Origin of the sequence: Ensifer sp. 2TAB8, from assembly GCF_052115125.1 — a bacterium.
Lineage (GTDB): Bacteria > Pseudomonadota > Alphaproteobacteria > Rhizobiales > Rhizobiaceae > Ensifer.
In genome coordinates this window covers 61224-87649 of sequence record NZ_JBFRGB010000020.1, presented here as the reverse complement: position 1 = coordinate 87649, position 26426 = coordinate 61224, and the positions used below count along the sequence as shown (strand labels likewise).

Below are 26426 nucleotides of genomic sequence, written 5' to 3'. Positions count from 1 at the left end.
CTCTTCCTCAGTTCAAAATCTGTTCGTCGCGCCCGAAGGCAACTTCAACGTTTTTCTTCTCACCACGCGACTTGCCGGCTACGAGCGGCTCGGAGCGCTCGAAATTGGCGCCGGCGACCGCATCACCAATGATAACCATGACCGGGCCCGAAAGCTCGCTGCGGTTTTCCAGATCCGGAAGGTCCTTCAGCGTGCCATGCAGCAGGCGGCGATCCGCGCGGCTGGCATTCTCGATGACGGCAACCGTCGTTTCCGGCGGAAGGCCCGCCTGCATGAGACGACCGGCGACGGACGCGGCAACAGTCCGGCCCATATAGACCGCGATCGTTGCACCCGAGACCGCAAGCCGCGCCCAATCGGGCAGGACCTCTCCGGTCAGATCATGGCCTGTCGTGAAGACCAGCGAGGACGCGACACCGCGAAGCGTCAGCGGCAGTTCGAAATCGGCCGCTGCAGCGAAGGCCGAGGTGATGCCCGGGACGATCTCATAGCTGATACCAGCTTCGCGAAGTGCCGCCATCTCCTCGCCGGCCCGGCCGTATACCAGCGGATCGCCGGACTTCAGACGGACGATGCGCTTACCTTCGGCAGCCAGCGTCACCAGCAACTGGTTAATCTCGTCTTGGGACTTCGTATGGCAGCCCTTGCGCTTGCCGACCGAAAGGCGCTCGGCGTCGCGGCGGCCCATATCGACGATCGCCTGCGGCACCAGCGCGTCATAAACGATGGCATCGGCTTCCATCATCACGCGCTGGGCGCGGAGCGTCAGCAGGTCCTCAGCGCCCGGACCGGCGCCGACCAGCCAGACATGACCCAGCGCCTTCTCGGGCGCATCGAGCAGACGCGAAGCCTCGCGGCGGGCGGCAGCCAGATCGCCGCCGGCGACCTTGTCGGCGACCGAGCCCTGGAAAAAGCGACGCCAGAACAGGCGGCGAGCCACGCCGCGCGGCACCAGACGATCAACCGTCTCGCGATAGCTCGCAGCAAGCGACGCGACGACACCGAGCGAGGGTGAAAGGAGCTGATCGATCTGCGCTCGGATCATCTGGGCAAGCACTGGCCCAGCCCCTTCGGTGCCGATGGCGACCGCTACGGGCGCGCGATTGACAAGCGCCGGCGTAAAGAAATCGCAGAAGTCGGGCTGATCGACGGCATTTGCCGGGATCTTGCGTTCGCGCGCCGCGACGACGATGTGCTGATCCTCGGCGGCATTGCCGGTTGCCGCAAAAACGAGAATGGCGCCCTCGAGCTGCTCGGGCGCGAATGCGGCGGCGACATGTTCGATACCGTGCCCACGAAGATAGTCAGCGAATCCGGTTTCCGGCGCGTCACCAAAGACGACGATCGACGCTTCGGTGTTCAGCAGCAGCCGCACCTTGGCAAAAGCCTCGTCGCCATTGCCGAAAACCGCCACGCGCTTTTGCGCGACGCGAAAGAATGCGGGGAAAACGGCGAGCTGCTGCGACATGTCTGCCAAACGGTTCCTTCTACAGGCTGCGCCGAATATCCCGCATGAAGCACGACAATTGAAGGAACAGAAATTTCAATGCCTTTCCGGGCACGTATTGTTTTGCTCGGTGGTGCATCATTTTGAGCAAATATCTCCGGGCTCGCTGAAGCACCGGTCATTCCCCGGCCATTGCGCCGCGGGGGCAACCTCCGTTAAATGCGCTCACTGACCTGCCGGAGATGCATGACATGACCCAAGCGGAACTCGCCGAACGGCTTTTGACGGTAATCGAGCAGGACATCCTGCCACTCACCGAAAAGGGTGTTGCCGCCGGCAACAAGGTGTTCGGCGCCGCCATCCTGCGCAAGTCCGACCTATCGCTGGTGCTGGCCGAAACCAACAACGAGACGGAAAATCCGCTGTGGCACGGCGAGGTCCATACGCTGAAACGCTTCTACGAGATGGCGGAAAAGCTCGACACCCGCGACCTCATCTTCCTGTCGACCCACGAGCCCTGCTCCATGTGCCTCTCGGCGATCACCTGGGCCGGTTTCGACAATTTCTATTATTTCTTCAGCCATGAAGATTCGCGCGACAGCTTCGCGATCCCGCATGATCTGAAGATCCTGAAGGAAGTCTTCCGGCTGGAGCCGGGTGGCTATGCCAAGGACAATGCCTTCTGGCATTCGGCTTCCATCGCCGCGCTTTCGAGAGATGGCGACCCTGCAACCCAAGCCCGTCTCGGCGCACAGGATGCCCGCATCCGTGCCCGCTACCAGAGCCTTTCCGACAGCTATCAGTCGGGCAAGGACGACAACGCCATTCCGCTGAACTGAGATCCATGGAACCTTCACGCGACATAAAGCGCCTGCTCGACATCATGGCGGCGCTCCGCCAGCCCGAGACCGGCTGCCCCTGGGACATCGTCCAGACCTTCGAGACGATCAAGCCCTATACGATCGAAGAGGCCTATGAGGTGGCCGATGCCATCGAGCGCGGCGACATGCACGACCTCTGCGACGAGCTCGGCGACCTGCTGCTGCAGGTGGTCTTTCACGCACGCATGGCGGAGGAAGCGGGCGACTTCGCCTTCGGCGACGTCGTCGAGGCGGTGACGCGCAAGATGATCCGTAGGCATCCGCATGTGTTTGCCCGTTCCGATGCCGACACGCCCGAGGCGGTCAAACTGCAGTGGGACCAGATCAAGCAGGCAGAAAAGGCGGAGCGACAGGCGCGACGGACAAAGCGCGGCCTCGCCCCGGACGCCGCTGCAAGCCATCTCGGTTCCGTCCAACGCTCGTTTCCAGCACTCGTCGAAGCACTGAAGCTGCAGGAACGCGCTGCAAAGGTCGGATTCGACTGGTCGGAACCCGAACCGATTCTCGACAAGATCGAGGAGGAAATCGGGGAACTGCGCCAGGCGCTGCGCGAAAAGGATCGCGCCAAAGTCAGCGACGAACTGGGCGATCTGATTTTCGCGGTGGTCAACATCGGCCGCCATGTCGGCACCGATCCGGAGACGGCGCTTCGCGGCACCAACACCAAGTTCCGCCGCCGCTTCGCCCATATCGAGCGCGAACTCGAGGCCGACGGCGAGACGCTGGATGGAGCCACTCTGGAGCGGATGGAAGAGCTTTGGCAGGCGGCCAAGGCGATCGAGCGGCAGCTCGGCTAAGGCCTACAGGACGCATGTTCGCAACATGCGTCCACAAATACAAATCTAACGAAAACAATAGGGAACGGATCCGGGCAAGCGCCTCGGGCTTACCAGTCTTCCACGACAGGCTTCGGCCCATTTCCGAGACGACGCTCCAGATCGGAGGCCTCGTTTTCGGTCAACCGGAGATCGAGGCTGACACGTCCGTCTTCCAGATCCTCGCGGCCATCGACGATGGCGTGCTGATAGATCCAGGGCAGAAGCTGCAGTTGATCGATGCCGAGCACGACGGTGCATTCGGTCAGGACGCCCGACAGGCGTCGACCGATTTCAGCGAGCAGCTCGTCGACGCCTTCGCCCGATATCGCGGAGACGGCGACCGTATTGCCTGACGTCGCTGCCTTGCTCTTTAGCGCCTCACGGGAATCAGCGTCGAGCCGGTCGATCTTGTTCCAGACCTCGATCAGCCGTTCGGAGGCTTCCTTTTCGTCGATGCCAAGATCGGTGAGAATACGAAGCACATCGCTCGCCTGCGCCTGGTTGTCCGGATCGGAAAGATCGCGGACATGCAGGATCAGGTCAGCCTCAAGCACCTCTTCGAGCGTCGCACGGAACGCTGCAACCAGATGCGTCGGCAAGTCGGAAATAAAGCCGACAGTGTCGGAAAGGATGACCATGCGGCCGTGCGGCAGCTTCAGGCGCCGCAGTGTCGGATCCAGCGTCGCAAACAGCATGTCCTCGGCAAGCACGCCTGCCCCGGTCATGCGGTTGAAAAGCGTGGACTTGCCGGCGTTGGTGTAGCCGACGAGCGCGACGATTGGATGCGGCACCTTCTTGCGCTTGGAACGGTGCAGCTGCCGGGTGCGGCGGACCTGCTCCAGCTCGCGCTCGAGCTTGACGATGCGGTCCTGCAGCAAACGGCGGTCCGCTTCGATCTGTGTTTCACCCGGACCGCCCATGAAGCCACCACCACCACGCTGACGCTCAAGGTGGGTCCAGCTTCGGACCAGGCGGCCCTTCTGGTAGTTGAGATGCGCAAGATCGACCTGCAGCGTGCCTTCCTTGGTGGAAGCGCGGCGGCCGAAAATCTCAAGGATCAGGCCCGTGCGGTCGATGACCTTGGCGTTCCATTCCTTCTCGAGGTTGCGCTGCTGAACCGGCGTCAACGGATGGTCGACGATGACAAGGCCGGCATCCTGTTCGACGAGGATGTGGCCGATCTCTTCAATCTTGCCGGTGCCGAGCAAGGTGCCAGGCTTCGGCTGCGCCACCGGAACGATGGCGCCGTGCACGACTTCGAGATCGATCGCCAACGCCAGCCCGGTCGCCTCGTCGAGGCGACTTTCATCCGAGCGTGTCGTCGTGTTCGAAAGAACGTCTGCGGACTGTCGTCCGGTCTTCTTCAAGACCGGAACGATGACGACCGCGCGCATGTCGTCGCGGAGCTTCTCGAGCTCCGGAATGATCGACGACGATTTTGAATCCCGCTTGGTAATGTGCCTAACGTCCCGTCAGGATGCGGCTTCTTCGTTCTCGAACATCTGCAGCGGCTGGCCGGGCATGATGGTCGAGATCGCGTGCTTGTAGACCAGTTGCGAATGGCCGTCACGACGCAACAGGACGCAGAAATTGTCAAAAGACGTCACGACACCGGTGAGCTTGACACCGTTGATAAGGAAAATTGTCAATGAAATCTTCTGCTTGCGGACCGTGTTGAGAAAAAGATCCTGCAAGTTTTGAGAACGTTCCGCCATCGCGCCGCTTCTTTCTTATTTGCCGGCGTTTCGCGCCGGTGCATTTTTGTCGATATCTGCAATCAGAGGCGCCACAAGTACCTTCCCCGACACCTCTTTAAGTTTGGTATCAAATCAATGTCTTTTCCGCAACGCCGAAAAAGGCTTCACGAATATTCTGTGCTATGCTTCCGGGATGGCCATTGCCGATCGGCCTGCCATCCACCGAAACGACCGGAAAGCAGATGCTGGTAGCAGCGGTTATGAAGACCTCGCGCGCCGCGAGCATCTCCTCGACCGAGAACGCTTTCTCCTCAATCCTGAGCCCAAGCGGACCTGCCACATCCATCAGGGTGGTGCGGGTGATTCCCTTCAAGATTCCGTGCTCCGCCGGTCGTGTGCGCAGGGTACCGTCGCGGTCGACGATCCAGACATTGGTCGCGGCGCCCTCTTTGACCGTGCCATCGGGATCCACGAAAATCGCCTCCTGCGCGCCCTCCTCCTTCGCCTTCTGGCGAGCAAGCACGTTGGGAAGAAGCCCGACGGACTTGATGTCGACCCGGTCCCATCGGTTTTCCGGAACGGTAATCGCCGAAATCCCACGCGTCGCTTTCTTGGCAATGGCTTCGGCATCGGTGCGCTTCGCCGTTATCACGATCGTCGGCATGGTCTCCTTGGACGGAAACACGTGGTCGCGGCGCGCCACGCCGCGGGTCACCTGCATGTAGAACAGGCCATTGCGGACCCGGTTGCGCCGGATCACTTCCCTGATCACATGAACCAGCGCCGCCCGGCTCATCGGCCAGTCGATGCGCAATTCACGGAGCGAGCGGTCGAGGCGATCGAGATGGCGGGTGAGATCGACGATATAGCCGTGGCGCACCTCGCAGACTTCGTAGACACCGTCCGCAAATTGATAACCCCGGTCCTCGATATGGACGCCGGCGTCGGCATGCGGCACGTAGGCGCCGTTGACATAGGYAATTCTCGGCATGGACCTCAACCCTAGAAGTACTGAATGCTGACGCGGAAAAGCTGCTCGACATGCCGCACGGCAGCGGCGGTGGCGAAGAGCACGACACGGTCCTTCGCCTTGATCTTGGTATTGCCGTCCGGGCGAATGAACGTCTTGTCGCGATAGAGCGCACCGATGCGGATGCCTTCGGGCAGTTCGAGGTCGCGCAGCGCCCTGCCGACCAGCGGCGAGGTCTCCAGCGCTTCGGCCTCGATCACCTCGGCCATGCCCTTCTGCACCGCATAGACCGAGCGGATTCGTCCTTTGCGGACATGCTGCAGCACGCGCGAGATGGTCACTGCGCGTGGGTTCACATAGGCGTCGACGCCGGCCGTGGCGGCAAAATCCTGATAGGACGGTTCATTGATGAGAACGAGCGTGGATTTGGCGCCCAGATGCTTCGCCATCATGCTGCCGAGGATGTTGATCTGGTCGTTGTTGGTGAGCGCCACGACGAGATCGGCGTCCTGAACGTCCGCCTGCGCCAATATCCGCTGATCCATGGCCGAACCGTTGAGCACTACGGTATTGTTGAGCTTGTCGGCCATCATCACCGCGCGATCGCGATCGCTCTCGATCAGCTTCACCCGCGTTCGGGGCTGGTGATCCTCGATGGCCTTGGCAACGAAATAGCCGACATTGCCGCCACCGAAGATGATGATGCGCCGCGCTTCCTGCTCCTCGTGGCCGAAGAGCGCCAGGGTACGGCGAGCGTGGTCGCGGTCACAGACGAGATAGGCGATATCGCCGGCCTGCAGCTGATCGTCCGAATGCGGCACCATGACCTTGCCGTTGCGGAAAATGCCGGTCACGGTCGCAAGCAGGTCAGGGAACAGCTCGCTCAGCTGCTGTAGCGGCGTGCCGACGACCGGGCAATCTTCCAGGCACTCGAAGGCAACCATGGCGATGCGATCTTCAGCGAAGCGCACGACGTCGATGGCGCCCGGAAAGGATATGCGACGCAGCACCAGCCGACCGACTTCAACTTCCGGAGAGATGGTGACGTCGATCGGCACGTTTTCACGGGAGAAGAGGTTCGAATATTCGGGCGCGAGATAGCTTTGCGCCCGGATGCGGGCAACCTTCGTCGGCACGTTGAAAATCGCATGCGCCACTTCACAGGCGACGATGTTGACCTCGTCAGAGAGCGTGACGGCAATCAGCATGTCGGCCTGATCGGCACCGGCCTTGGCCAGCACATCCGGATGCGCACCGTGGCCGACATAGCCGCGCACGTCGAGGCTTTCGGTGATGTTGGCGATCAATGCTGCCGACGTATCGATCACCGATACGTCGTTATCTTCCTGCGCCAGCCGCTCGGCGATGCCGTACCCGACCTGGCCCGCACCACAAATGACTACCTTCATGTCGTTCTTTCACCTGCCGCGTGTTTCCTTGGACCGTATCCGATTCAGGCAAAAAAACATGCAGCAATTCACAGTGCGGCAGCGATGTTCGCGCGCCTGATCAGGCGCGCTGATGTAAAGGCCAGACGCCAATCGGCTCAGACGCCCAGCGACTTCAGCTTGCGATGCAGCGCCGACCGCTCCATTCCGACAAATTCCGCCGTACGGGAGATGTTGCCGCCGAACCGGTTGATCTGCGCGATCAGATAGTCACGCTCGAACATTTCGCGGGCCTCGCGCAACGGCAACGTCATGATGTGCTGATCGCCCTGCGCCGAGATCTTGGGCAGTGTGTCGCCCACCTCCGTCGGCAGCATGTCGGCGGAAATCGGCGTGTCCGGGCCGTCGCTGCGCGCAAGGATCATCAGGCGCTCGATGTTGTTGCGAAGCTGGCGGATGTTGCCGGGCCAGTCATGGGCCTGGAGCACGGCCAGTGCATCGTCGCCGATCTTTCGCGGGCGGATACCCGCCTGCTCGCTGACCTGGCGCATGAACATGTCGACCAGGAACGGAATATCCTCGCGGCGTTCGGCGAGCGCCGGCACCCGCACCGGGATGACGGCAAGCCGGTGGAACAGGTCTTCGCGGAACAGACCTTCGGAGATCATGTTTTCGAGGTTGTAGGCGGTCGAGGAAATGATGCGGACATCGACCTTGACGCGCTTGGTACCCCCGACACGTTCGAACTGCTGGTCAACCAGCACCCGCAGGATCTTGTTCTGCGTCTCGCGCGGCATTTCGCCGATTTCGTCGAGATAAAGAATACCGCCATGGGCCTCTTCGAGCGCACCGGTGCGACGTGGCTGGCCGGGCGTGCCTTCGGTGCCGAAAAGCGCGATCTCCATGCGGTCGGGCGTGATCGCCGCAGCGTTCAGGGCCACAAAGGGGCCGGCAGAACGCGTCGACTTGCGGTGGATCATCCGCGCGACCAGTTCCTTGCCCGACCCGGATGGACCCTGGATCATGATGCGGCTGTTGGTCGGCGAGACCTTCTCGATCGTCTGACGAAGCTGCGACACGGCAACCGACGTTCCGATCAGTTCCACCGGGTCGCCGGACTTCTTCTTCAGCTCGGAAACCTCGCGCTTGAGCTTGGAGTTTTCGAGCGCGCGCTCGGCGATCAGAATCAGCCGGTCCGCCTTGAAGGGCTTCTCGATGAAATCATATGCGCCACGCTTGATGGCGTTGACCGCGGTCTCGATGTTGCCATGACCGGAAATCATCACGACTGGGAGATCCGGATAGCGTCCCTTGATCTCGTCGAGCAGCGCCAGACCATCGAGGCGGCTTCCCTGCATCCAGATATCGAGGAAGACCAGACGCGGCACACGATCGCTGATCGCTGCCAGCGCGCTGTCGCTGTCGAACGCGGTGCGGGTTTCGTGCCCTTCGTCGGAGAGGATACCCGACACGATCTCGCGGATATCTTCTTCATCGTCAACAACCAGAATATCAGCGGCCATCGCTCGCACCCTTATCCTTCAAACTGTCTTCGCCCGCGGCTTCTCCGGCAGGCGGCAGGATCACGCGGATCATCGCCCCGACACCGCCGTCAAAATCGGCTGGCGCGTCGTGCAATTCCAATTGTCCGCCATGGTCCTCAATGATCTTCTTGACGATGGCGAGGCCGAGGCCCGTGCCCTTCTCACGCATCGTCATGTACGGCTCCAGAATCCTGTGCCGGTTCTCCGTCGGCAGGCCCTTACCGTTGTCGATGATGTCGACGACGAAGCGGCCCGTGGCTGTGTCGGTTCGCGCGCGCGCCACGATCATCGGATGGCCGCGCACGGCATCCGCCGGCACCGCCTCGATCGATTCGACGGCGTTCTTGACGATGTTGCCGAAGGCCTGGCCGAGCATGCGCCCATCGAACAGCCCCTCAAGCGGCTCTTCGCCGAGGTCCCGTACGAAATCGATGTGATTGTTGCCCATCTCGCGCAGGAACATCGCATCCTTCAGTATCCCGCGGAGATCGGCCTTTTCCTTCGTCGGCTTAGGCATGCGTGCGAAGGAGGAGAACTCGTCGACCATGCGGCCGATATCTTCCACCTGGCGCACGATCGTATCGGTACACTGGTCGAAAACGACCTTATCTTCCTGATTGATCTGCTTTCCGTAGCGCCGCTTCAGGCGCTCGGCAGAAAGCTGGATCGGGGTCAGCGGGTTCTTGATCTCGTGCGCGATGCGGCGCGCGACATCTGCCCATGCAGTCGAACGCTGGGCGATGACGAGATCGGTAATGTCGTCGATGGTGATGACGTAGGACTCATTCGACTCGCCGCCCTCTTCGCGTGTCACCTGAACGTTCAGCGTCCGTTCGGTTCCGCCGCGCATGATGTTGATCTGCTTGCGGTAGTCGTTGCGATGGCGGCTTTCGGCCTCCACCAGGACCTCTTCGATCTCCGGTGCCACGGTACGCAGGTCAGCACCGAGGAGCTCCGGCGCCGTCTTCTTCAGGAACTCTTCGGAAGACGAGTTGGCGATGGTGATCTGCCGATCTCGACCGACACCGATCACGGCTGCGGTCACGCCCGAGAGCACTGCCTCGATGAAGCGGCTGCGATGATCGACCTCGTCCTTGGCTTCCAGGATCTGTTCCTGCTGGCTGCGGATCTCCGAGACCATCTTGTTGAAGGTGCGCGACAGGTTGCCGACGTCGCCGTCCACCGCGCGGACCGGCACGACGACATCAAGGTTTCCCGAGGCGACGCTGTCGGCGGCGCCGATCAACTGACGAATGGGCCTGACGATCCGGTCGGCGACAGCGATCGCGGTCCAGATTGCGGCGAGGAGAACGATGAGCGCAAAGCCGATGTAGAGAACGCCAAAGGCGATCTGCGTGAAGGTCCGTYCGGCCTCGAGCATTTTGTATTCGGCCGTATTCTCTTCCATCAGCCGCAGCGATCGCATCACTTCCGGATCGACGTTGCGAACCGTGTAGAGATAGGTGCCCGGGATGTCATCGAGCGGAATCACGGCACCAACGAGGTTGGTGACCCCTGGCGGGATCAGGGTCGGCTGGCCGGATACCGAGCTTTTCAGCGCGTCCGGCGGAATGGAGGGCAGCGGACGGTCCGTCGAGATGTTGGCCTGAATGATGGGACTGCCGTCTGCACGAACCAGGAATGCGCCAAGCATACCGCGGCCACGTGCCTGGCGGGTCATCAGTTCCGTGAAGCCGGTGCGATCGAGGCTATAGAGCTGCCGGTTGCGTTCGAGGTCGTTGGCCATCGACACGGTCTGGCCCTGCAGATAGCTGGCATTCTCGAGCACATAGGCCTGGGCGACGTTGATCGACGAGCGGACGATCGCCTGGGTGCGAAGCGAAAACCAGCGATCAAGGCCGACATCGAGTGTGATGCTGGCAAAGATCGCGACGAGCACCGCCGGCGTGATCGCCACGATCGAAAACAGCGCAACGATACGCACATGCAGGCGCGCAGCAGCGCGGCCCTTGCTGCGGGCCCGCAGCAACCGCAGGATTTCGCGGGCGATCAGGTAGATCAGACCGACGACGAACAGGCTGTTGATGGCGGCGCAGGCGATGACGACATTTCGTTCCAGCCGTATCGGCGTCAATCCGAGAAGGATGATCAACGAGACGGTGGCACAGACCAGGGCCCCGGTCGCCAGCATCAGCCCCGGCAGGGCAAAGGACGCGCGCCGGTCCTGCGCCGCGAGTCCCTCATCTGTGCCCAGCGGCAAGGCCATTGCATCCACCATGAAAAGCGTTCCCCCAACCGGCGCCTTCTGGCGACGGCATCTCTTGCTAGCATTCTCTGGTCAAAGGTTGACCTCACCGCCCAAACGGGCTGCGGCGTTGCGCCCCCACTCAATCAATTGGGTCAAATCGATTGAACGAGACGGCAACGACACGCGATTCGGCGATCGTCACACGTTCAAGCAACGCATTGTGGCGAAAATGCAACGGTGGCTGTGACCAAGTCAAGCGCTGCGTGAGCTGCGATAGACCGAAACGCCAAGTTCGCGGATTTTCTTGCGCAGCGTGTTACGGTTGAGGCCGAGCAAATCGGCCGCCTTGATCTGGTTACCACGGGTTGCGGTGAGCGCCGCAAGGATCAACGGATACTCCATTTCGGCAAGCACCCGATCATAGAGGCCGACCGGCGGTAAAGCATCGCCGAAGCTTGCAAAATATTGGCGCATGTTCTCTTCGACGGCCTGGGAGATAGTGAGTGAGCCAGGCCGCGCTGCGGTCTTTTCGATCGGGCTGTCCGGTATCTCCGAACGCAGCTCGTTTTCGATGATTTCGCGGGTGATCACGTCCTGTGGATAAAGCGCCGTCAGGCGGCGCACCAGGTTTTCCAGTTCGCGCACGTTTCCCGGCCAGGCGTGCGCCTTCATCAATTCCAACGCTTCGTGGTCGAAACGTTTGACGTCGAGCCCTTCCTTTTCCGCCTGCTGGACGAAGTGGCGCACGAGGTCCGGAATATCCTCGGCGCGGTCACGCAGCGGCGGCAGACGCAACGGCACGACGTTGAGGCGATAGTAAAGATCTTCGCGGAACAGGCCCTGATTGATCGATTGCTTCAGGTCCTTGTTGGTCGCCGCCACGATGCGCACGTCCGAGCGAATCGGCGTGCGGCCGCCAACGGTCGTGTATTCGCCCTGTTGCAGCACCCGCAAAAGACGGGTCTGTGCGTCCATCGGCATGTCGCCGATCTCGTCGAGAAAGAGCGTGCCGCCCTCGGCCTGCTCGAAACGGCCGGTCGAGCGCACCTGAGCACCGGTGAAGGCGCCTTTCTCGTGACCGAAAAGCTCCGATTCGATCAGATCGCGCGGGATCGCCGCCATGTTGATCGCCACGAATGGGCCGTTGCGCCGCTTGCCATAATCGTGCAGCGCGCGGGCGACGAGCTCCTTGCCGGTGCCGGACTCGCCGGTGATCATCAGCGTCAGATCCGTCTGCATCAGGCGCGCCAGCACCCGGTAGATTTCCTGCATCGCCGCCGAACGGCCGACCAGCGGCATACCGTCCTGGGTGTCGTCGTCGAGCTTCGCCGGGCGACGCTTGGGCTCAGACAGCGCCCGGCCGATAATGCCGATCAGTTCGGTCAGGTCGAAGGGCTTCGGCAGATAGTCGTAGGCACCCTTCTCCGAAGCCTTGATCGCCGTCATGAAGGTGTTCTGCGCGCTCATGACCAGCACCGGCAGATCGGGCCGCGCCTTTTTGATGCGCGGCAGCAGATCGAAGGCATTCTCGTCGGGCATCACCACGTCGGTCACGACGAGATCGCCGTCGCCTGCCGCGATCCAGCGCCACAGGGTTGCCGCATTGGAGGTGATGCGGACATCGTAGCCGGCGCGGCTCAGCGCCTGGTTCAGCACGGTGCGAATGGCTGCGTCGTCATCCGCGACGAGGATCGTGGCACCCGTCATGCAAGGTTTCCTTTTGTCATCGGCATGTCGTCTTCATCCGCTGCCTGGCCCTTGGAGGCAGGCATCAGGACACGGAAGGTGGTACGGTTCTGCTGGCTGTCGCATTCGACGATGCCGCCATGGGCGCCGATGATCTTGGCAACCAGTGCGAGCCCCAGGCCGGAACCGTTGGTCTTGGTGGTGATGAAAGGATCGAAGAGCAGCGGCAGCAGATCCGACGGCACGCCCGGTCCATTGTCGTGCACGCAGAATTCCAGCGGCAGCGAGATTTTCTCGCGCGTTCCGGCGACCGACAGGCGGATGCCCGGCCTGTAGGCCGTCGTCAGCACGATCTCGCCATCGCTGCGATCGCCGATCGCTTCGGCCGCGTTCTTGATCAGGTTCAGGAACACCTGAACCAGTTGATCGCGGTTGGCATAGACGGGTGGCAAGGACGGATCGTAATTTTCTGAAAACTTGATGTGGCGGGCAAAGCCGGCCTTGGCGATCGCCTTCACATGGTCGAGCACCGAATGGATGTTCAGCGGCACGCGGTCCACCGGGCGCTCGTCGGAAAACACCTCCATGCGATCAACCAGCGAGACGATCCGGTCAGTCTCGTCGCAGATGAGGCGCGTCAGCGCCCTGTCTTCGTCATTGGCAGAGGTTTCGAGCAGCTGCGCAGCACCGCGGATGCCCGAAAGCGGGTTCTTGATTTCGTGCGCGAGCATCGAGGCAAGGCCAGTCACCGAACGCGCGGCACCGCGATGCGTGAGCTGCCTGTCAATCTTGTCGGCCATCGAGCGTTCCTGGAAGACGACGACGACGGAGCCTTGCTCGGAAAGAACCGGGGCAACATAGAGATCGACAAGCTTGTCGGCACCGAGACGCGGCGAGCTCAGGTCGACACGGTATTCATTCACTGGCGCCTTGCGTTCGCGCACCTGTTCGATCAGCGTCAGCAACGGACTGCCGAAGGGAATGAAGGCGCTGATGTTGTGACGCGCCAGGTGATTGGCGCTGGCGCCAAAAAACGATTCGGCCTCCCAGTTCGCAAAGGCGACCAGGCCGCTGGCATCGACCAGGATTACCGGATTCTGGATGGCATTCAGAACCGCCATCGACAGACCGTTCGCGGCCGCTTCGGAAACGCCCGGTTTCTGGCTCATGCGGCAATTCCTTCTGCGAGCGCCTCGCCTTCCGACCCGGTCGGAGCGGCATCCAGCATCGCGGCGCGTGCCCGGTCGCGGACAAAGCGCACATCGGTCGACGTCAGGATTGCGGCCTTTTTCGTGCCTGGCATGACAGGGGCAGCGCGATCGAGATACCAGGCGACATGCTTGCGCGCGTGCCGCAGGCCAACCTCGACGCCATAGAATTCGAGCATCATTTCGTAGTGCTCCGCAAAGATATCGGCAACCTCCGCCTGCGACGGGTGCCCGACAGCACCGGCAAGAAAGCCGATGTGCCAAGGGCGGCCCTGCGACGAGCGGCCGGCCATGACGGCATCTGCGCCCGAGCGCCGAAGGATTTCTTCGGCGTCGGCGATTGTCTCCACGTCGCCATTGGCAACCAGCGGAACAGTAATGACCTCGCGGACCGGGCGGATGGCATCCCAGTCTGCCTTGCCGTTGTAGAATTGCATGCGCGTGCGGCCGTGCACGGTGATCGCCTTGACGCCCGCCTCTTCGGCGCGCTTGGCAATCAGCGGCGCGTTGATGGAGTTCTCGTCCCAGCCGAGCCGCATCTTCAGCGTTACCGGCACATCGACTGCGTTCACGGTCGCCTCGACCAGCGACAAAGCGTGATCGGGATCACGCATGAGCGCCGAGCCGGAGTAGCCCCCCGTTACCTTCTTGGCCGGGCAGCCCATGTTGATGTCGATGATATCGGCACCATTGTCGGCGGCGATCTTGGCGGCTTCCGCCATCCAATGCGCCTCGCGACCGGCAAGCTGGACGATGTGCGGCTTGATGCCGGAATTCTTCAGCCGCGCCCAGGACTCCTGGGCATTACCGACCAGTTCGCGGCTCGCAACCATCTCGGTCACGACAAAGCCGGCGCCATAACGCCAGGCAAGCCGCCGGAACGGCAGATCGGTGACACCGGACATGGGGGCGAGCGCCACCCGGTTGCGGATTTCGATGGTCCCGATCCGAAGAGGTGACGAGAGAGCCGGAATTGGCAAATGCATATCTTTCAGGCACATGTTGGTACTGCACTATTTTTAGACATTGTTCTCGGGCTTGCCAAGCGATTTCGGCGCCTTGCGCAAAATTCCAGGCTTGCAGCGCCGCGAGCCACTCAAGACGCGCCAAGGTCACCGCAAGTTCGACCTAAGGAATTATGCAGTGCTGGCAAAGCACGCCCCTTCGCGTTACATCACGGCGAAGATAGGCGAATGCGGGACCTCATACAGAAGATGCAGCCTCAAGAACAGCTTAAGTGCGGCGTGGTGATCGTTGCAGCAGGACGCGGCGAACGTGCCGGACAATCCGCCGAAGGCCCGAAGCAGTATCGAACCATCGGCGGCCGGCCCGTTATCGCCCATACGCTTGACACTTTCGCGACATGGCCGGCCGTCGGCCCAATCGTCGTCGTCATTCACCCGGATGACGAGGCGCTGTTCGATGCCGCACGCAAACGGTCGGCGGCAAGTGCTGTCACTGTCGTCCATGGTGGCGCGACCCGGCAGATGTCCGTGCTCGCCGGCCTCGAAGCCCTCACAGAAATCGGCGCTCGTCATGTGATGATTCACGATGCGGTACGCCCCTTCGCCGATCATGCGCTGCTTTCGCGTTGTGCGGCGGCACTTCGCGACGACGTCAAGGCCGTGCTGCCGGCGGTCGCGGTCGCAGACACGCTGAAGCGCGCGGGCAAGGGTAGTGTCGTGCTTGAGACCGTGCCGCGCGACGGTCTCTACGGCGCACAGACACCACAAACATTCGATCTCCAGGCCATTCTTGCTGCGCACCGGGATGCAGCCAAGAGCGGCCGCACCGATTTTACCGACGATGCCTCGATCGCCGAATGGGCGGGCTTCAAAGTCGTCCTCGTCGAGGGCACGGTCGACAACGTCAAGCTTACGCTGAGAAGGGATATCGCCATGGCCGACGAGAAACTCAATCGGACCGCCCTGCCCGATGTGCGCACGGGCAACGGTTACGACGTGCACCAGTTGATCGAAGGCGACGGCGTCACCCTCTGCGGCGTCTTCATTCCGCACACGAAGAAACTTTCCGGCCATTCCGATGCCGATGTGGCGCTGCACGCGCTGACCGACGCTCTGCTCGCCACCTGTGGTGCCGGCGACATCGGCGACCATTTTCCGCCGTCCGACCCGCAATGGAAGGGCGCGCCATCGCGCATCTTCCTGGAGCATGCTGCCAAGATCGTGCGGGAACGTGGTGGCATCATCACCAATGCTGATATCTCGCTGATAGCCGAAGCGCCGAAGGTCGGCCCGCATCGGCTGACGATGCGCGAAAAGCTCTCGGAGATGCTGGGGATTTCGCTCGACCGCTGCTCGGTCAAGGCAACGACCAATGAGCGCCTGGGTTTTGTCGGCCGCGATGAGGGCATCGCCGCCATCGCCACGGCCACCGTGGTTTACGGGAGCCTTTCGTGATGTGGCCCGCCGATATCGAAGTCAAAGCCGGTGAAATCATCGCCAAGTTTACGGCGCGGAACCTCAAGGTCGCGACCGCCGAATCCTGCACCGGCGGCCTGATCGCAGGTGCCCTGACCGAGATTTCCGGTTCATCCGCCGTCGTCGATCGTGGCTTCGTCACCTACTCCAACGAAGCGAAGGTCGCGATGCTCGGCGTCGAGACCGAGACACTTGCCGCCCACGGCGCGGTATCGCGAGAGACCGCGATCGAGATGGCACGCGGCGCCGTTTCGCATTCGGCGGCGGATTTCGCGGTTTCCGTCACAGGCGTTGCCGGCCCCAGCGGCGGATCGGCCGAAAAGCCCATTGGCCTCGTGCACCTTGCAGCATCCGGGCGAAACGGCGAGATCCTGCATCGGGAGATGCGCTATGGCGACATCGGCCGCAGCCGCATCCGGCTTGCCACCGTCCGCACCGCGTTCGACATGCTCACGGAAATCGCTCAGGCGGAATAGATTTTGTCGGCGCGCTTTTCGAAGGCGTCGGAGAACATGCGGAAGGCACGGTCGAACATCGAACCCATCAGAGCGCCGAGAATGCGGCTCTTGAACTCGTAATCGATGTAGAAATGCACGATCGACTGCCCCTCGCCCGACGGCTCGAAGCGCCAGCGGTTGTCGAGATACTTGAACGGCCCGTCGATGTATTTGACGTCGATGACGCGCTCGGCCTTGTTCAACAGCACCTGCGTCGTGAAAGTTTCGCGGATCGCCTTGTAGCCGACGGTCATGTCAGCCAACAGCAACACCTTGCCGTCGCGCTCCTTGCGCGAGCGCACGGTCAGCGCTTCGCAGAGCGGCAGGAACTCGGGATAGTGTTCGACATCGGCGACGAGATCGAACATCTGGTCGGCACTATGGTTGACGACGTGGTTGGTTTCGAAATGCGGCATGATCGAGAGCTAGTCGCCCCGCTTTATCTTAGCAAGTAGGAACGCCGTTTCCGCGTGCGATTTCAACACGAGAACCGGCAGGTTTGAATGACCGGCCAGTTGCGTCTCTATCTCAACCGCATCCCTGCGCTCGAAGTTCCAGATGTAGCGCAGAAAATCGAGATCGACCTTCTCCGGACAATCGTCAGCCATGTCCGGCCGGGTCTTCTTCCAATAGGTGAACCAGCGCCAGAACACCCCGCGCAGTGACACCCAGCGCGGCAGCCGCATCCATATCACCACATGGGTGCGTGGCAGGCGGAGCGGCAGGGTCTTCGGGCTGGTGCCATCCATGATCCAGCACTCGCCGGCGGCGGCCTTCGAGATCAGCGCGAGCATTTCCTGCCTCGGCCGAAGTTTCCATCCCGGCAACCAGAAGAACTCCCGGTCCATCGCCAGGTGCGGCAGGCCGAGCCGTTCGGACAGTTGAGCGGATAGCGTGCTCTTGCCGTTGCCGGAGCAGCCGACCACCAGAATGCGTTGCGCGCTTGCAAGATGCGCCGCCGCCTCGTCCGAGTTGTTCAGATATCGCGGCATCGGCGCGCCTCCTCCAGAGACAGCCGTTAGGCGATCGGACCCAATGATGCAAGCTTTGCGCGAACGGCCGGTTGTCGCCCCATACACTTCGCCAAAACAAAAACTCCGGCGCAAGCGCCGGAGTCCATGGTTCTCAAGGACCTTGCTCCGCTTTACTCAGCGGCCTGCAGCTTCTTCTCGCGCGCGGCCCTCAGGCGGGCGAAGTCGTCGCCGGCATGGTGCGACGAGCGCGTCAGCGGGCTCGAGGAAACCATGAGGAAGCCCTTGGTGTAGGCGACGGTCTCGTAGGACTTGAACTCCTCGGGGGTCACGAACGCTTCGACCTTGTGGTGCTTGCGCGTCGGCTGCAGGTATTGGCCGATCGTCAGAAAGTCGACATCCGCGGTTCTGAGGTCGTCCATCAGCTGCAGCACTTCGTTACGCTCTTCGCCGAGGCCGACCATGATGCCGGACTTGGTGAACATGGTCGGGTCCAGTTCCTTCACGCGCTGCAACAGGCGGACGGAGTGGAAATAGCGCGCACCCGGACGAACCGTCAGGTAATTGCCCGGTACGGTTTCCATGTTGTGGTTGAAGACGTCGGGCTTGGCGGCAACGACACGTTCCAGCGCACCCGGCTTCTTCAGGAAGTCCGGCGTCAGGATTTCGATCGTCGTCGCCGGCGACGCTTCGCGGATCGCCCAGATCACCTTCTCGAAGTGCTCGGCGCCACCATCTTCCAGATCGTCGCGGTCGACAGAGGTGATGACCACGTGGCTTAGGCCCATCTGCTTGACGGCCTTGGCGATGTTGGCCGGCTCTTCCATGTCGAGCGCATTCGGCTTGCCGGTGGCGACATTGCAGAAGGCGCAGGCGCGGGTACAGATCTCGCCCATGATCATGAACGTGGCGTGCTTCTTGTCCCAGCACTCGCCGATGTTCGGGCAGCCCGCTTCTTCACAGACCGTGACGAGCTTGTGCGAACGCACCAGCTCTCGCGTCTCCTGGTAGCCCTTGGACATCGGCGCCTTGACGCGGATCCACTCCGGCTTGCGCATCACTTCCGTATCGGGCTTGTGCGCCTTTTCCGGATGGCGGACGCGTTGCGCCCGGTCAGAGACGGCATCGAACACCGTTACCATACTGTCTTCCTCGTCGCGGTGGGCCGGCATCAGGCCGGTTGACCCATTTTCGCTCTATATAGACGGCCCGACCAGAAATGTCAGGCCGTCTTAAGCACATGCCCGACGGAAGCGCAGATGGCCCGGCAGACTATCGTTTTACGACCCGACCAGCGGCGATCAACAGGCATGCGCCGATGAAGCCGATGATCAGGTAGGCGACCCAGCCGGCATAGGCCATGCCGAAGGCCGCCAGGACAAAATTCAGCACCACCGCACCGATGATGCCGAGCACTATGTTCATGATCAGCCCCATGCTGCTGCCCATGAACTTCTCCGCGAGCCACCCGGCCAAACCGCCGACGATGATCGCAGCCAAAATACCGACGCCGTTCACGCTCATTTTGGTCTCCGTGCATTGAAAATGTGCCCATTAGCAATGCCAAAAATACACCAAAAACGCGGCCGCCGAAACTATCAGGCGTTGAGCGCGCGGCCGTATGCGTCGAGCACACTTTCTTTCATCGTCTCCGAGATCGTCGGATGCGGGAAGATCGTGTGCATCAGGTCTTCTTCGGTCGTCTCGAGGTTCATCGCGACGACAAAGCCCTGGATGAGCTCGGTGACTTCGGCGCCGACCATGTGGGCACCGAGCAGTTCGCCGGTCCTCTTGTCGAAGATCGTCTTGACCAGGCCCTGGTCCTCGCCGAGCGCGATCGCCTTGCCGTTTGCGACGAAGGGGAAGCGGCCGACGCGGATGTCACGGCCGAGTTCCTTTGCCTTGGCTTCTGTGAGACCGACGGAAGCGACCTGCGGGTGGCAATAGGTGCAGCCCGGGATCTTCAGCTTGTCCATCGGGTGGACGTTCGGAAGGCCTGCGATCTTTTCGACGCAGATGACGGCCTCATGTTCGGCCTTGTGGGCGAGCATCGGCGGGCCGGCAACGTCTCCGATCGCATAAACGCCGGGAACATTGGTCTTGCCGTAGCCGTCGATGACGATGCATCCGCGGTCGGTCTTCACGCCGAGCGTTTCGAGGCCGAGGTTCTCGATATTGCCCTGGACGCCGACAGCCGAGATCATGCGATCGGCAGTGATCTTCTCGACCTTGCCATCCTTCATCTCGACATGGGCGGTCACCGAGTTGGCAGCCTTCTCGACCTTCGTTACCTTGGCCTGAAGGTGGATCTTCATGCCCTGCTTTTCGAACTGCTTCTTGGCAATGCCCGAGATCTCGGCGTCTTCGACCGGCATGACGGTCGGCATGACTTCGACAACGGTCACTTCGACGCCCATGGTGCGATAGAAGGAGGCGAATTCGATGCCGATCGCGCCGGAGCCCATGACCAGCAGCGACTTCGGCATTTCCTCGGGCTTCATCGCCTCGAAATAGGTCCAGATGAGCTTGCCATCGGGCTCGATGCCCGGCAGCGCACGAGGACGGGCGCCGGTCGCGATGATGATGTGCTTGGCGGTGTAGGTGCCTTCGCCCTTGGTGTTCTTCGGCAGCGGCGTCTGCGGCTGGACCACCGGCTTCGTCGACTTGCCGACGACGATCTCACCCGGCTTCGTCAGCTTGGCTTCGCCCCAGATCACGTCGACCTTGTTCTTCTTCATCAGGAAGCCGACGCCGCCGTTCATGCGCTCGGCGATGCCGCGCGAACGGGCGACGATCGCCTTCAGGTCCGGCGTCACCGTGCCTTCGATCTTGATGCCATAGGCGCCCGGATGCTGGGCGTAGTGGAGAACTTCGGCGGAGCGCAACAGCGCCTTGGTCGGGATACAGCCCCAGTTGGAGCAGATTCCGGCCAGATGCTCGCGCTCGACGACCGCGGTCTTCAAACCAAGCTGTGCCGCACGGATGGCGGCGATATAGCCCCCCGGACCCGAACCGATGACGATGACGTCGTAATTCTCAGCCATGTGTTTCCTGCCTTTGTCTCAAGCGACTTTGCGGGTGAACAGCACCCAGTCGTGTTTCTTGCTTTCCTCAAAGAGCGGAACCGCCTCGACGCGCGCTGCCTCGCCGAAACCGTTTGCCCTGTATAGTGCCTGAGCCCTGTCATTGTGGCTCTCGGTGATCAAGCTCACCGGCGCCGATCCGGCGCGTTCGAATTCCTTTGCCAGAAGCGCTTTGCCGACCCCGCGGCCGCGCTGATGGCGATAGACGCCGAGGCTCTCGATGAACCAGTGGCCGACAACCTGCCTCTGCAGCGCCAGCAAGGGTTCCAGAACCGGATGCTTGGCGACGATCTCCAGCACTTCCGGGCCAATCGCATAGCCGACCGTCAGACCGGCAACCTCATCATCGATTTCGCCGACCAGAGCGTCGCGCCAGTTCCCCGGTCCTGGCTCTTCCCGAAGCTTGTTGCGGCCACGCTCGAAAGCCGTGTCCGCCACTCCATGGAGGACGGCGCCGTACCAGAGCCAGGAGGCAAAGCCATGCGCGGCAATATCGACGAGGATGGCGAGCTCCGCCGCCTCACGCCTTTCCGCCGGACGGATGGTGACGCCCCCCGACATTCTCAGACCCCGAGCATCATCCGCACGACCGGTTCGAGGCCGCGGCCGATGGCACGTGTATTTTCGGCATCGAGATGCACGCCATCGAGCGGCGTCGTCACCGCCACTGAGCCGGCGTCGAAGAAGCCGCAGTCGAGTTCGTCGGCGAGATCGCGATAGAGCGGTGCCAGCATCGCCGACTGTTCGACCCCGCCGGCAAACATTGCAGCAAACCCGGCATCGGCAGTTTCGCAAAGCGTCGGCGGCGCGACGATCAGAATCTCCGGGCCATCTTCGCTCTCGACAGGCCAGTCGTGCCGGCGAATGAGTTTGACCAGTCGCTGGACGCCCTTCACGGCGCCGAAGGCGGTTCCGTGGATCACCGGCTTCATGTCGTTGGTGCCGAGCAGCAGGATGATGAGATCGAGCGGGGCGTGACTGTGAAGGACCGTCGGCAGCACCTTCGCGCCATTGCGGTCGCAATCGGCGAGATGGTCGTCATAGGCCGTGGTGCGGCCGTTCAGCCCCTCGGCAATAACCTGTACATCCGATCCCAGGGCCTTCTGCAAAACGCTCGGCCAGCGATCGGTAAGCGCGTGGCGACCACCATCCGCGGCATCGTAGCCCCAGGTCAGACTGTCGCCATAGCAGAGAACTGTTTTCATCGTCCGGGCCCGCCTTCGACTGCGCGAAAAGGAACGGACCGGCCCGAAGGCCGGTCCCTATCCAACTCAGACCAGCATGCCCATCGGGTTTTCGATGTAGCGCTTGAAGGCTCCGAGCAGTTCGGCGCCGAGCGCACCATCGACGCAGCGATGGTCGGTCGAAAGCGTGACGGTCATGACATTGGCGATGACCATCTGCTTGTTCTTGACGACGACGCGCTCTTCGCCGGCACCGACCGCGAGGATCGTTGCATGCGGCGGGTTGACGACAGCGGCGAAGTTCTTGACGCCCATCATGCCCATGTTGGAGACCGCCGTGGTGCCGCCCTGGTATTCCTCGGGCTTCAGCTTGCGGTCCTTGGCGCGCTGGCCAAGGTCCTTCATCTCGTTGGAGATGGCCGACAGGCTCTTCAGCTCCGCCTGGCGAATGATCGGGGTGATCAGGCCGCCCGGGATCGACACGGCAACACCGACGTCGGCGTGCTTGTGCTTGACCATGTTGCTCTCGGTCCAGGAGACGTTCGCGTTCGGGACGTCCCGCAGTGCCAGCGCCAGAGCCTTGATGACCATGTCATTGACGGAGAGCTTGTAGACCGGCTTACCACCTTGCTCGGGCGCAGCGGCATTGAGCTGGGCACGCAGCGCCAGCAGCGCGTCGAGTTCGCAATCGACCGACACGTAGAAGTGCGGGATCGTCTGCTTGGATTCGACGAGACGCTTGGCGATCGTCTTGCGCATGCCATCATGCGGCACGAGTTCGTAGGAACCCGGCTCGAACAGCTTGAGAACCGCGTCGTCCGACGGGACCTTGGCAAGCGGTGCGGCTGCAGGAGCAGCAGCGCCGGCGGCCGGTGCGGCGGCGGGCTTGGCAGCACCACCGGAAACGGCGGCTTCGACGTCCTTCTTGACGACGCGGCCGTGCGGACCGGTGCCGGCCACTGCCGACAGGTCGATACCCGCGTCCTTGGCCAGACGGCGTGCGAGCGGCGAGGAAAAGACGCGTGCGCCGCCCTCGGCCTTGGCCGGCTGGGCTGCAGCCGGCGCAGCGGCGGGAGGCGCTGCCGGGGCGCTCGGCGTTGCCGGCGCAGGCGCTTCCGCCTTGGCGGCAGGTGCCGGTGCTGCCGCGCCATTGCCACCCTTGGCGGCCGTGGCGACATCCTCGCCATCGGCGGCGAGCACAGCGATCAGCGCATTGACCTTGACGCCATCGGTGCCGGCGGGGACGACGATCTTGGCAACGGTGCCTTCGTCGACGGCTTCGACTTCCATCGTCGCCTTGTCGGTCTCGATCTCGGCAATCACGTCGCCGGACTTGACCTTATCGCCTTCCTTGACCAGCCACTTGGCCAGATTGCCTTCTTCCATTGTCGGGGAGAGGGCAGGCATTGTGATGTTGATAGGCATCGAAGGGCCCTCCCCTTATTTGTAGCAAACGGCTTTCACCGCATCGACAACCTCTGCGACGTTCGGAAGCGCGAGCTTCTCGAGGTTCGCGGCGTAAGGCATCGGCACATCCTTGCCGGCGATCGTCAGGATCGGGGCGTCAAGGTAGTCGAAGGCCTGCTGCATGACGCGGGTCGCGATTTCGGTGCCGACAGACGACTGCGGGTAGCCTTCTTCGACGGTGACGAGGCGGCCCGTCTTCTTGACGGATTCGATGACCGTCGGCAGGTCCATCGGGCGGATCGTACGCAGGTCGATCAACTCGACGTCGATGCCCTGGGCTTCGAGTTCGGCAACTGCCTTGACGGCGTAGGTCATGCCGATACCGAAGGAGACGATCGTTGCGTCCTTGCCGACCTTGTGGATACGAGCCTTGCCGATCGGCAGCACGAAATCGTCAAGCTTCGGCACTTCGAAGGAGTGACCGTAGAGGATTTCGTTTTCGAGGAAGATGACCGGGTTCGGATCGCGGATCGCGGCCTTGAGCAGACCCTTGGCGTCAGCGGCCGTGTAGGGCATGACGACCTTGAGGCCGGGGATATGGCTGTACCAGGCGGCGTAGCACTGCGAGTGCTGTGCGGCCACGCGGGCCGCGGCACCGCTCGGGCCGCGGAAGACGATCGGAGCGCCCATCTGGCCGCCGGACATGTAGAGCGTCTTGGCAGCGGAGTTGATGATCTGGTCGATCGCCTGCATGGCGAAGTTGAAGGTCATGAACTCGACGATCGGGCGAAGGCCGGTCATGGCAGCGCCGACGCCGACGCCGGCAAAGCCGTGCTCGGTGATCGGGGTGTCGATGACACGGCGGGCGCCGAATTCCTGCAGCAGGCCTTGCGTGATCTTGTAGGCGCCCTGGTATTCGGCGACTTCTTCACCCATGACGAAGACATCGTCGCTGGCGCGCATTTCTTCGGCCATGGCGTCGCGAAGCGCTTCGCGGACGGTCATCGTCACCATTTCGGTGCCGGCCGGGATGGCCGGATCGGCAGCGACTTCGACCTTCGGCTGGGCAGCGACCGGAGCCGATGCGGCAGCAGCCGGGGCTTCGGCGGCGGCGGCCTTTGGAGCTTCGGCCTTCGGAGCGGCGATGTCGCCAGCGCCTTCGCCATCCTGCAGCAGCACGGCGATCGGCGTGTTGACCTTGACGCCTTCGGTGCCGGCGGCGATCAGCAGCTTGCCGATCGTGCCTTCATCGACGGCTTCGACTTCCATCGTTGCCTTGTCGGTCTCGATCTCGGCGATGACATCGCCGGAGGACACCTTGTCCCCCTCGTTCTTCAACCATTTCGAGAGCGTGCCTTCCTCCATGGTCGGGGAAAGGGCGGGCATAAGAATTTCTACTGGCATGTTTGTCCCTCCCCGGATCAAAGCAGGATGTCGGTGTAGAGCTCGGATGCATCCGGCTCCGGATCGGCCTGGGCAAAATCGGCGCTGTCGGCAACAATGTCGCGGACGTCCTTGTCGATCTGCTTCAGCTCGTCCTCGTTCGCCCAACCCTTTTCGGTCAGACGTGCCTTCACCTGCTCGATCGGGTCATGCTCCGAGCGCATCTTCTGCACTTCGTCCTTCGAGCGGTACTTCGCCGGGTCGGACATCGAGTGGCCGCGATAGCGGTAGGTCTGCATCTCAAGGATGATCGGACCCTTGCCCGAGCGGCAATGCTCAACGGCCTCGTCGCCGGCGGCCTTGACCGCACGCACGTCCATGCCGTCGACCTGGAAGCCCGGAATGTTGAAGGAGACGCCGCGCTGCGAGAAGTCGGTCTGGGCCGAAGCCCGCGAAACGGAAGTACCCATGGCGTAACGGTTGTTCTCGATGACGTAGATCACCGGCAGCTTCCAGAGCTGCGCCATGTTGAAGCTTTCGTAGACCTGGCCCTGGTTGGCCGCGCCATCACCGAAATAGGCGACGGACACATTGTCGTTGCCACGGTAGCGGTTGGCGAAAGCAAGACCGGTGCCGAGCGACACCTGCGCGCCGACGATGCCGTGACCGCCGTAGAAGTGCTTTTCCTTGGAGAACATGTGCATCGAGCCGCCCTTCCCCTTGGAAAGACCACTGCGACGACCGGTGAGTTCGGCCATGACGCCGCGGGCGCTCATACCGCAGGCCAGCATGTGGCCATGATCACGGTAGGCGGTGATGACCTGGTCGCCCTCTTTCAGCGCCATCTGCATGCCGACGACGACGGCTTCCTGGCCGATATAGAGGTGACAGAAGCCGCCGATGAAGCCCATGCCGTAGAGCTGGCCGGCCTTCTCCTCGAAACGCCGGATCAGCAGCATCTCGCGGTAGGCTTTGAGATCTTCTTCCTTGGAGAAGTCGGCGAAGGTGCCGCCGTTGAAATCTTTCTTGGCCGGCTTTGCGGCACTCTTGCGGCTGGAAACGGACGCGGATTTTCGCGGAGCCATTCGTTCCTCCCAATGGTTAGCCTTTTGCGGTTACCATAGGGAAAGAACGCGGCCACAGCAATGCCATATTTGCATGGCTCGCATTCCACGCAAGTAATTGAATTTACTTTACAAATTTCAATTAACTGAATTCAGGTTAATTCGCGGGCCGGTGGAAAATAACAATCTCATCACTTCGCGACATGTTGAGCGCGAGGCGAGCTTTTTCATCCAGCATGTCCCGTTCCAGCGACCCATCACTCATCAACTGAACCTCTTTTTCGAGGATCATTCGCTGCTTCGTGAGCTTATCCAGCCGCGCCTGCCGCTCGACGATCTGGCGATCGAATTGCTCGGTCGCCTTCAGGCCATAGCCGCCGTGGATGGAATGATAGCCGAAGTAGGAGAGAAAGGCGACCGCGATCAGCGGCATCACCAGCCGACCCAGTTTCCGTTTCTTATGATGCCGTGTCCACATCCATTCACGCCCTGATACGCAATACGGAAGTCAGATTAGCGTCGATTGATTAACCGACCGTTGACCATGA

General features: G+C 61.9%; 25 protein-coding genes. 4 read left to right on the top strand and 21 right to left on the bottom strand.

What is annotated here, in order from left to right; translation table 11 throughout:
- Positions 1–7: 7 nt before the first annotated feature.
- A complete protein-coding gene (gene cysG / locus AB4Z53_RS26425) occupies positions 8–1468 on the bottom strand; it encodes a siroheme synthase CysG (protein ID WP_441598562.1) in 1461 nt (486 codons plus the stop codon).
- A 230-nt stretch (positions 1469–1698) separates the two neighbouring features.
- Here cysG and AB4Z53_RS26420 point away from each other — a divergent pair, with 230 nt between their 5' ends.
- Both AB4Z53_RS26420 and mazG read left to right on the top strand, forming a co-directional pair.
- On the top strand, positions 1699–2286 hold the full coding sequence (locus AB4Z53_RS26420; protein WP_441598560.1) for a deaminase: 588 nt from the start codon (positions 1699–1701) through the stop codon (positions 2284–2286).
- Positions 2287–2291: 5 nt separating this feature from the next.
- On the top strand, positions 2292–3125 hold the full coding sequence (mazG, locus tag AB4Z53_RS26415) for a nucleoside triphosphate pyrophosphohydrolase (RefSeq protein WP_441598558.1): 834 nt from the start codon (positions 2292–2294) through the stop codon (positions 3123–3125).
- Positions 3126–3214: 89 nt separating this feature from the next.
- Here the strand turns inward: mazG and hflX are convergent, their stop codons facing one another.
- The 9 genes from hflX to dusB form a co-directional block, all read right to left on the bottom strand.
- Positions 3215–4540 (bottom strand): GTPase HflX, encoded by a 1326-nt coding sequence (gene hflX, locus AB4Z53_RS26410; RefSeq protein ID WP_441598556.1) that lies wholly within the window; start codon positions 4538–4540, stop codon positions 3215–3217.
- Positions 4541–4618: 78 nt separating this feature from the next.
- Entirely contained in the window at positions 4619–4861 is a 243-nt protein-coding gene (gene hfq, locus AB4Z53_RS26405; RefSeq protein WP_003535434.1) for an RNA chaperone Hfq, read from the bottom strand.
- 109 nt (positions 4862–4970) lie between these two features.
- A complete protein-coding gene (locus AB4Z53_RS26400; RefSeq protein WP_441598554.1) occupies positions 4971–5834 on the bottom strand; it encodes a D-amino-acid transaminase in 864 nt (287 codons plus the stop codon).
- Positions 5835–5845: 11 nt separating this feature from the next.
- Positions 5846–7222, bottom strand: coding sequence for a Trk system potassium transporter TrkA (gene trkA, locus AB4Z53_RS26395; RefSeq protein ID WP_223727104.1), 1377 nt, complete (start codon positions 7220–7222; stop codon positions 5846–5848).
- A 137-nt stretch (positions 7223–7359) separates the two neighbouring features.
- Complete coding sequence (ntrX, locus tag AB4Z53_RS26390; RefSeq protein WP_113537682.1) at positions 7360–8724, bottom strand: two-component system response regulator NtrX; 1365 nt, start codon at positions 8722–8724, stop codon at positions 7360–7362.
- On the bottom strand, positions 8714–10984 hold the full coding sequence (locus tag AB4Z53_RS26385) for an ATP-binding protein (RefSeq protein ID WP_441598552.1): 2271 nt from the start codon (positions 10982–10984) through the stop codon (positions 8714–8716). Before AB4Z53_RS26385 ends, ntrX begins: the two co-directional genes overlap by 11 nt.
- Positions 10985–11206: 222 nt before the next feature.
- A complete protein-coding gene (gene ntrC / locus AB4Z53_RS26380) occupies positions 11207–12661 on the bottom strand; it encodes a nitrogen regulation protein NR(I) (RefSeq protein ID WP_113537684.1) in 1455 nt (484 codons plus the stop codon).
- Complete coding sequence (locus AB4Z53_RS26375) at positions 12658–13809, bottom strand: two-component system sensor histidine kinase NtrB (protein WP_113537685.1); 1152 nt, start codon at positions 13807–13809, stop codon at positions 12658–12660. The genes ntrC and AB4Z53_RS26375 overlap by 4 nt, the downstream gene beginning before the upstream one ends.
- On the bottom strand, positions 13806–14849 hold the full coding sequence (gene dusB, locus AB4Z53_RS26370) for a tRNA dihydrouridine synthase DusB (RefSeq protein ID WP_441598549.1): 1044 nt from the start codon (positions 14847–14849) through the stop codon (positions 13806–13808). The genes AB4Z53_RS26375 and dusB overlap by 4 nt, the downstream gene beginning before the upstream one ends.
- Before the next feature lie 213 nt (positions 14850–15062).
- Here dusB and AB4Z53_RS26365 point away from each other — a divergent pair, with 213 nt between their 5' ends.
- Positions 15063–16268, top strand: coding sequence for a bifunctional 2-C-methyl-D-erythritol 4-phosphate cytidylyltransferase/2-C-methyl-D-erythritol 2,4-cyclodiphosphate synthase (locus AB4Z53_RS26365; protein ID WP_441598584.1), 1206 nt, complete (start codon positions 15063–15065; stop codon positions 16266–16268).
- The gene (locus AB4Z53_RS26360) at positions 16268–16765 is read left to right on the top strand and encodes a CinA family protein (RefSeq protein WP_113537688.1); all 498 of its coding nucleotides are present in this window, start codon (positions 16268–16270) and stop codon (positions 16763–16765) included. Before AB4Z53_RS26365 ends, AB4Z53_RS26360 begins: the two co-directional genes overlap by 1 nt.
- On the opposite strand, the gene AB4Z53_RS26355 is transcribed toward AB4Z53_RS26360, so the two are convergent.
- The 11 genes from AB4Z53_RS26355 to AB4Z53_RS26305 all read right to left on the bottom strand — a co-directional run bounded on the left by AB4Z53_RS26355 (position 16753) and on the right by AB4Z53_RS26305 (position 26356).
- Complete coding sequence (locus AB4Z53_RS26355) at positions 16753–17202, bottom strand: type II toxin-antitoxin system RatA family toxin (protein WP_291152231.1); 450 nt, start codon at positions 17200–17202, stop codon at positions 16753–16755. The genes AB4Z53_RS26360 and AB4Z53_RS26355 overlap by 13 nt on opposite strands.
- Positions 17203–17211: 9 nt before the next feature.
- Complete coding sequence (locus AB4Z53_RS26350; protein ID WP_441598547.1) at positions 17212–17778, bottom strand: AAA family ATPase; 567 nt, start codon at positions 17776–17778, stop codon at positions 17212–17214.
- A 152-nt stretch (positions 17779–17930) separates the two neighbouring features.
- Complete coding sequence (lipA, locus tag AB4Z53_RS26345; protein ID WP_113537691.1) at positions 17931–18899, bottom strand: lipoyl synthase; 969 nt, start codon at positions 18897–18899, stop codon at positions 17931–17933.
- Between the two features lie 130 nt (positions 18900–19029).
- Positions 19030–19281 (bottom strand): GlsB/YeaQ/YmgE family stress response membrane protein, encoded by a 252-nt coding sequence (locus AB4Z53_RS26340; RefSeq protein ID WP_034795805.1) that lies wholly within the window; start codon positions 19279–19281, stop codon positions 19030–19032.
- A 74-nt stretch (positions 19282–19355) separates the two neighbouring features.
- On the bottom strand, positions 19356–20801 hold the full coding sequence (lpdA, locus tag AB4Z53_RS26335) for a dihydrolipoyl dehydrogenase (RefSeq protein WP_441598545.1): 1446 nt from the start codon (positions 20799–20801) through the stop codon (positions 19356–19358).
- 18 nt (positions 20802–20819) lie between these two features.
- Entirely contained in the window at positions 20820–21401 is a 582-nt protein-coding gene (locus tag AB4Z53_RS26330; RefSeq protein WP_291152206.1) for a GNAT family N-acetyltransferase, read from the bottom strand.
- Between the two features lie 2 nt (positions 21402–21403).
- Positions 21404–22045, bottom strand: coding sequence for an SGNH/GDSL hydrolase family protein (locus AB4Z53_RS26325; RefSeq protein WP_113537694.1), 642 nt, complete (start codon positions 22043–22045; stop codon positions 21404–21406).
- Between the two features lie 66 nt (positions 22046–22111).
- Positions 22112–23449 carry a pyruvate dehydrogenase complex dihydrolipoamide acetyltransferase gene (locus AB4Z53_RS26320; protein ID WP_441598543.1) on the bottom strand — a complete coding sequence of 446 codons (1338 nt, stop codon included), beginning with the start codon at positions 23447–23449 and terminating at the stop codon, positions 22112–22114.
- 15 nt (positions 23450–23464) lie between these two features.
- Positions 23465–24835, bottom strand: a complete 1371-nt coding sequence (locus AB4Z53_RS26315) for a pyruvate dehydrogenase complex E1 component subunit beta (RefSeq protein WP_113537696.1) — start codon at positions 24833–24835, stop codon at positions 23465–23467.
- A 17-nt stretch (positions 24836–24852) separates the two neighbouring features.
- Positions 24853–25899, bottom strand: a complete 1047-nt coding sequence (pdhA, locus tag AB4Z53_RS26310) for a pyruvate dehydrogenase (acetyl-transferring) E1 component subunit alpha (RefSeq protein WP_113537697.1) — start codon at positions 25897–25899, stop codon at positions 24853–24855.
- A 136-nt stretch (positions 25900–26035) separates the two neighbouring features.
- Positions 26036–26356 carry an FtsB family cell division protein gene (locus AB4Z53_RS26305; RefSeq protein WP_113537698.1) on the bottom strand — a complete coding sequence of 107 codons (321 nt, stop codon included), beginning with the start codon at positions 26354–26356 and terminating at the stop codon, positions 26036–26038.
- Positions 26357–26426 lie beyond the last annotated feature (70 nt).

Coding starts and splice junctions, on each gene's coding strand:
- hfq (WP_003535434.1), bottom strand. CDS start 4,861: ATGGCGGAACGTTCTCAAAACTTGCAGGATCTTTTTCTCAACACGGTC.
- AB4Z53_RS26325 (WP_113537694.1), bottom strand. CDS start 22,045: ATGAAAACAGTTCTCTGCTATGGCGACAGTCTGACCTGGGGCTACGAT.
- AB4Z53_RS26340 (WP_034795805.1), bottom strand. CDS start 19,281: ATGAGCGTGAACGGCGTCGGTATTTTGGCTGCGATCATCGTCGGCGGT.
- AB4Z53_RS26305 (WP_113537698.1), bottom strand. CDS start 26,356: ATGTGGACACGGCATCATAAGAAACGGAAACTGGGTCGGCTGGTGATG.
- AB4Z53_RS26350 (WP_441598547.1), bottom strand. CDS start 17,778: ATGCCGCGATATCTGAACAACTCGGACGAGGCGGCGGCGCATCTTGCA.
- trkA (WP_223727104.1), bottom strand. CDS start 7,222: ATGAAGGTAGTCATTTGTGGTGCGGGCCAGGTCGGGTACGGCATCGCC.
- AB4Z53_RS26375 (WP_113537685.1), bottom strand. CDS start 13,809: ATGAGCCAGAAACCGGGCGTTTCCGAAGCGGCCGCGAACGGTCTGTCG.
- cysG (WP_441598562.1), bottom strand. CDS start 1,468: ATGTCGCAGCAGCTCGCCGTTTTCCCCGCATTCTTTCGCGTCGCGCAA.
- AB4Z53_RS26355 (WP_291152231.1), bottom strand. CDS start 17,202: ATGCCGCATTTCGAAACCAACCACGTCGTCAACCATAGTGCCGACCAG.
- pdhA (WP_113537697.1), bottom strand. CDS start 25,899: ATGGCTCCGCGAAAATCCGCGTCCGTTTCCAGCCGCAAGAGTGCCGCA.
- hflX (WP_441598556.1), bottom strand. CDS start 4,540: ATGCGCGCGGTCGTCATCGTTCCGGTCTTGAAGAAGACCGGACGACAG.
- AB4Z53_RS26320 (WP_441598543.1), bottom strand. CDS start 23,449: ATGCCTATCAACATCACAATGCCTGCCCTCTCCCCGACAATGGAAGAA.
- AB4Z53_RS26330 (WP_291152206.1), bottom strand. CDS start 21,401: ATGTCGGGGGGCGTCACCATCCGTCCGGCGGAAAGGCGTGAGGCGGCG.
- lipA (WP_113537691.1), bottom strand. CDS start 18,899: ATGGTAACGGTGTTCGATGCCGTCTCTGACCGGGCGCAACGCGTCCGC.
- ntrX (WP_113537682.1), bottom strand. CDS start 8,724: ATGGCCGCTGATATTCTGGTTGTTGACGATGAAGAAGATATCCGCGAG.
- AB4Z53_RS26315 (WP_113537696.1), bottom strand. CDS start 24,835: ATGCCAGTAGAAATTCTTATGCCCGCCCTTTCCCCGACCATGGAGGAA.
- AB4Z53_RS26360 (WP_113537688.1), top strand. CDS start 16,268: ATGTGGCCCGCCGATATCGAAGTCAAAGCCGGTGAAATCATCGCCAAG.
- lpdA (WP_441598545.1), bottom strand. CDS start 20,801: ATGGCTGAGAATTACGACGTCATCGTCATCGGTTCGGGTCCGGGGGGC.
- dusB (WP_441598549.1), bottom strand. CDS start 14,849: ATGTGCCTGAAAGATATGCATTTGCCAATTCCGGCTCTCTCGTCACCT.
- AB4Z53_RS26420 (WP_441598560.1), top strand. CDS start 1,699: ATGACCCAAGCGGAACTCGCCGAACGGCTTTTGACGGTAATCGAGCAG.
- ntrC (WP_113537684.1), bottom strand. CDS start 12,661: ATGACGGGTGCCACGATCCTCGTCGCGGATGACGACGCAGCCATTCGC.
- AB4Z53_RS26365 (WP_441598584.1), top strand. CDS start 15,063: ATGCAGCCTCAAGAACAGCTTAAGTGCGGCGTGGTGATCGTTGCAGCA.
- mazG (WP_441598558.1), top strand. CDS start 2,292: ATGGAACCTTCACGCGACATAAAGCGCCTGCTCGACATCATGGCGGCG.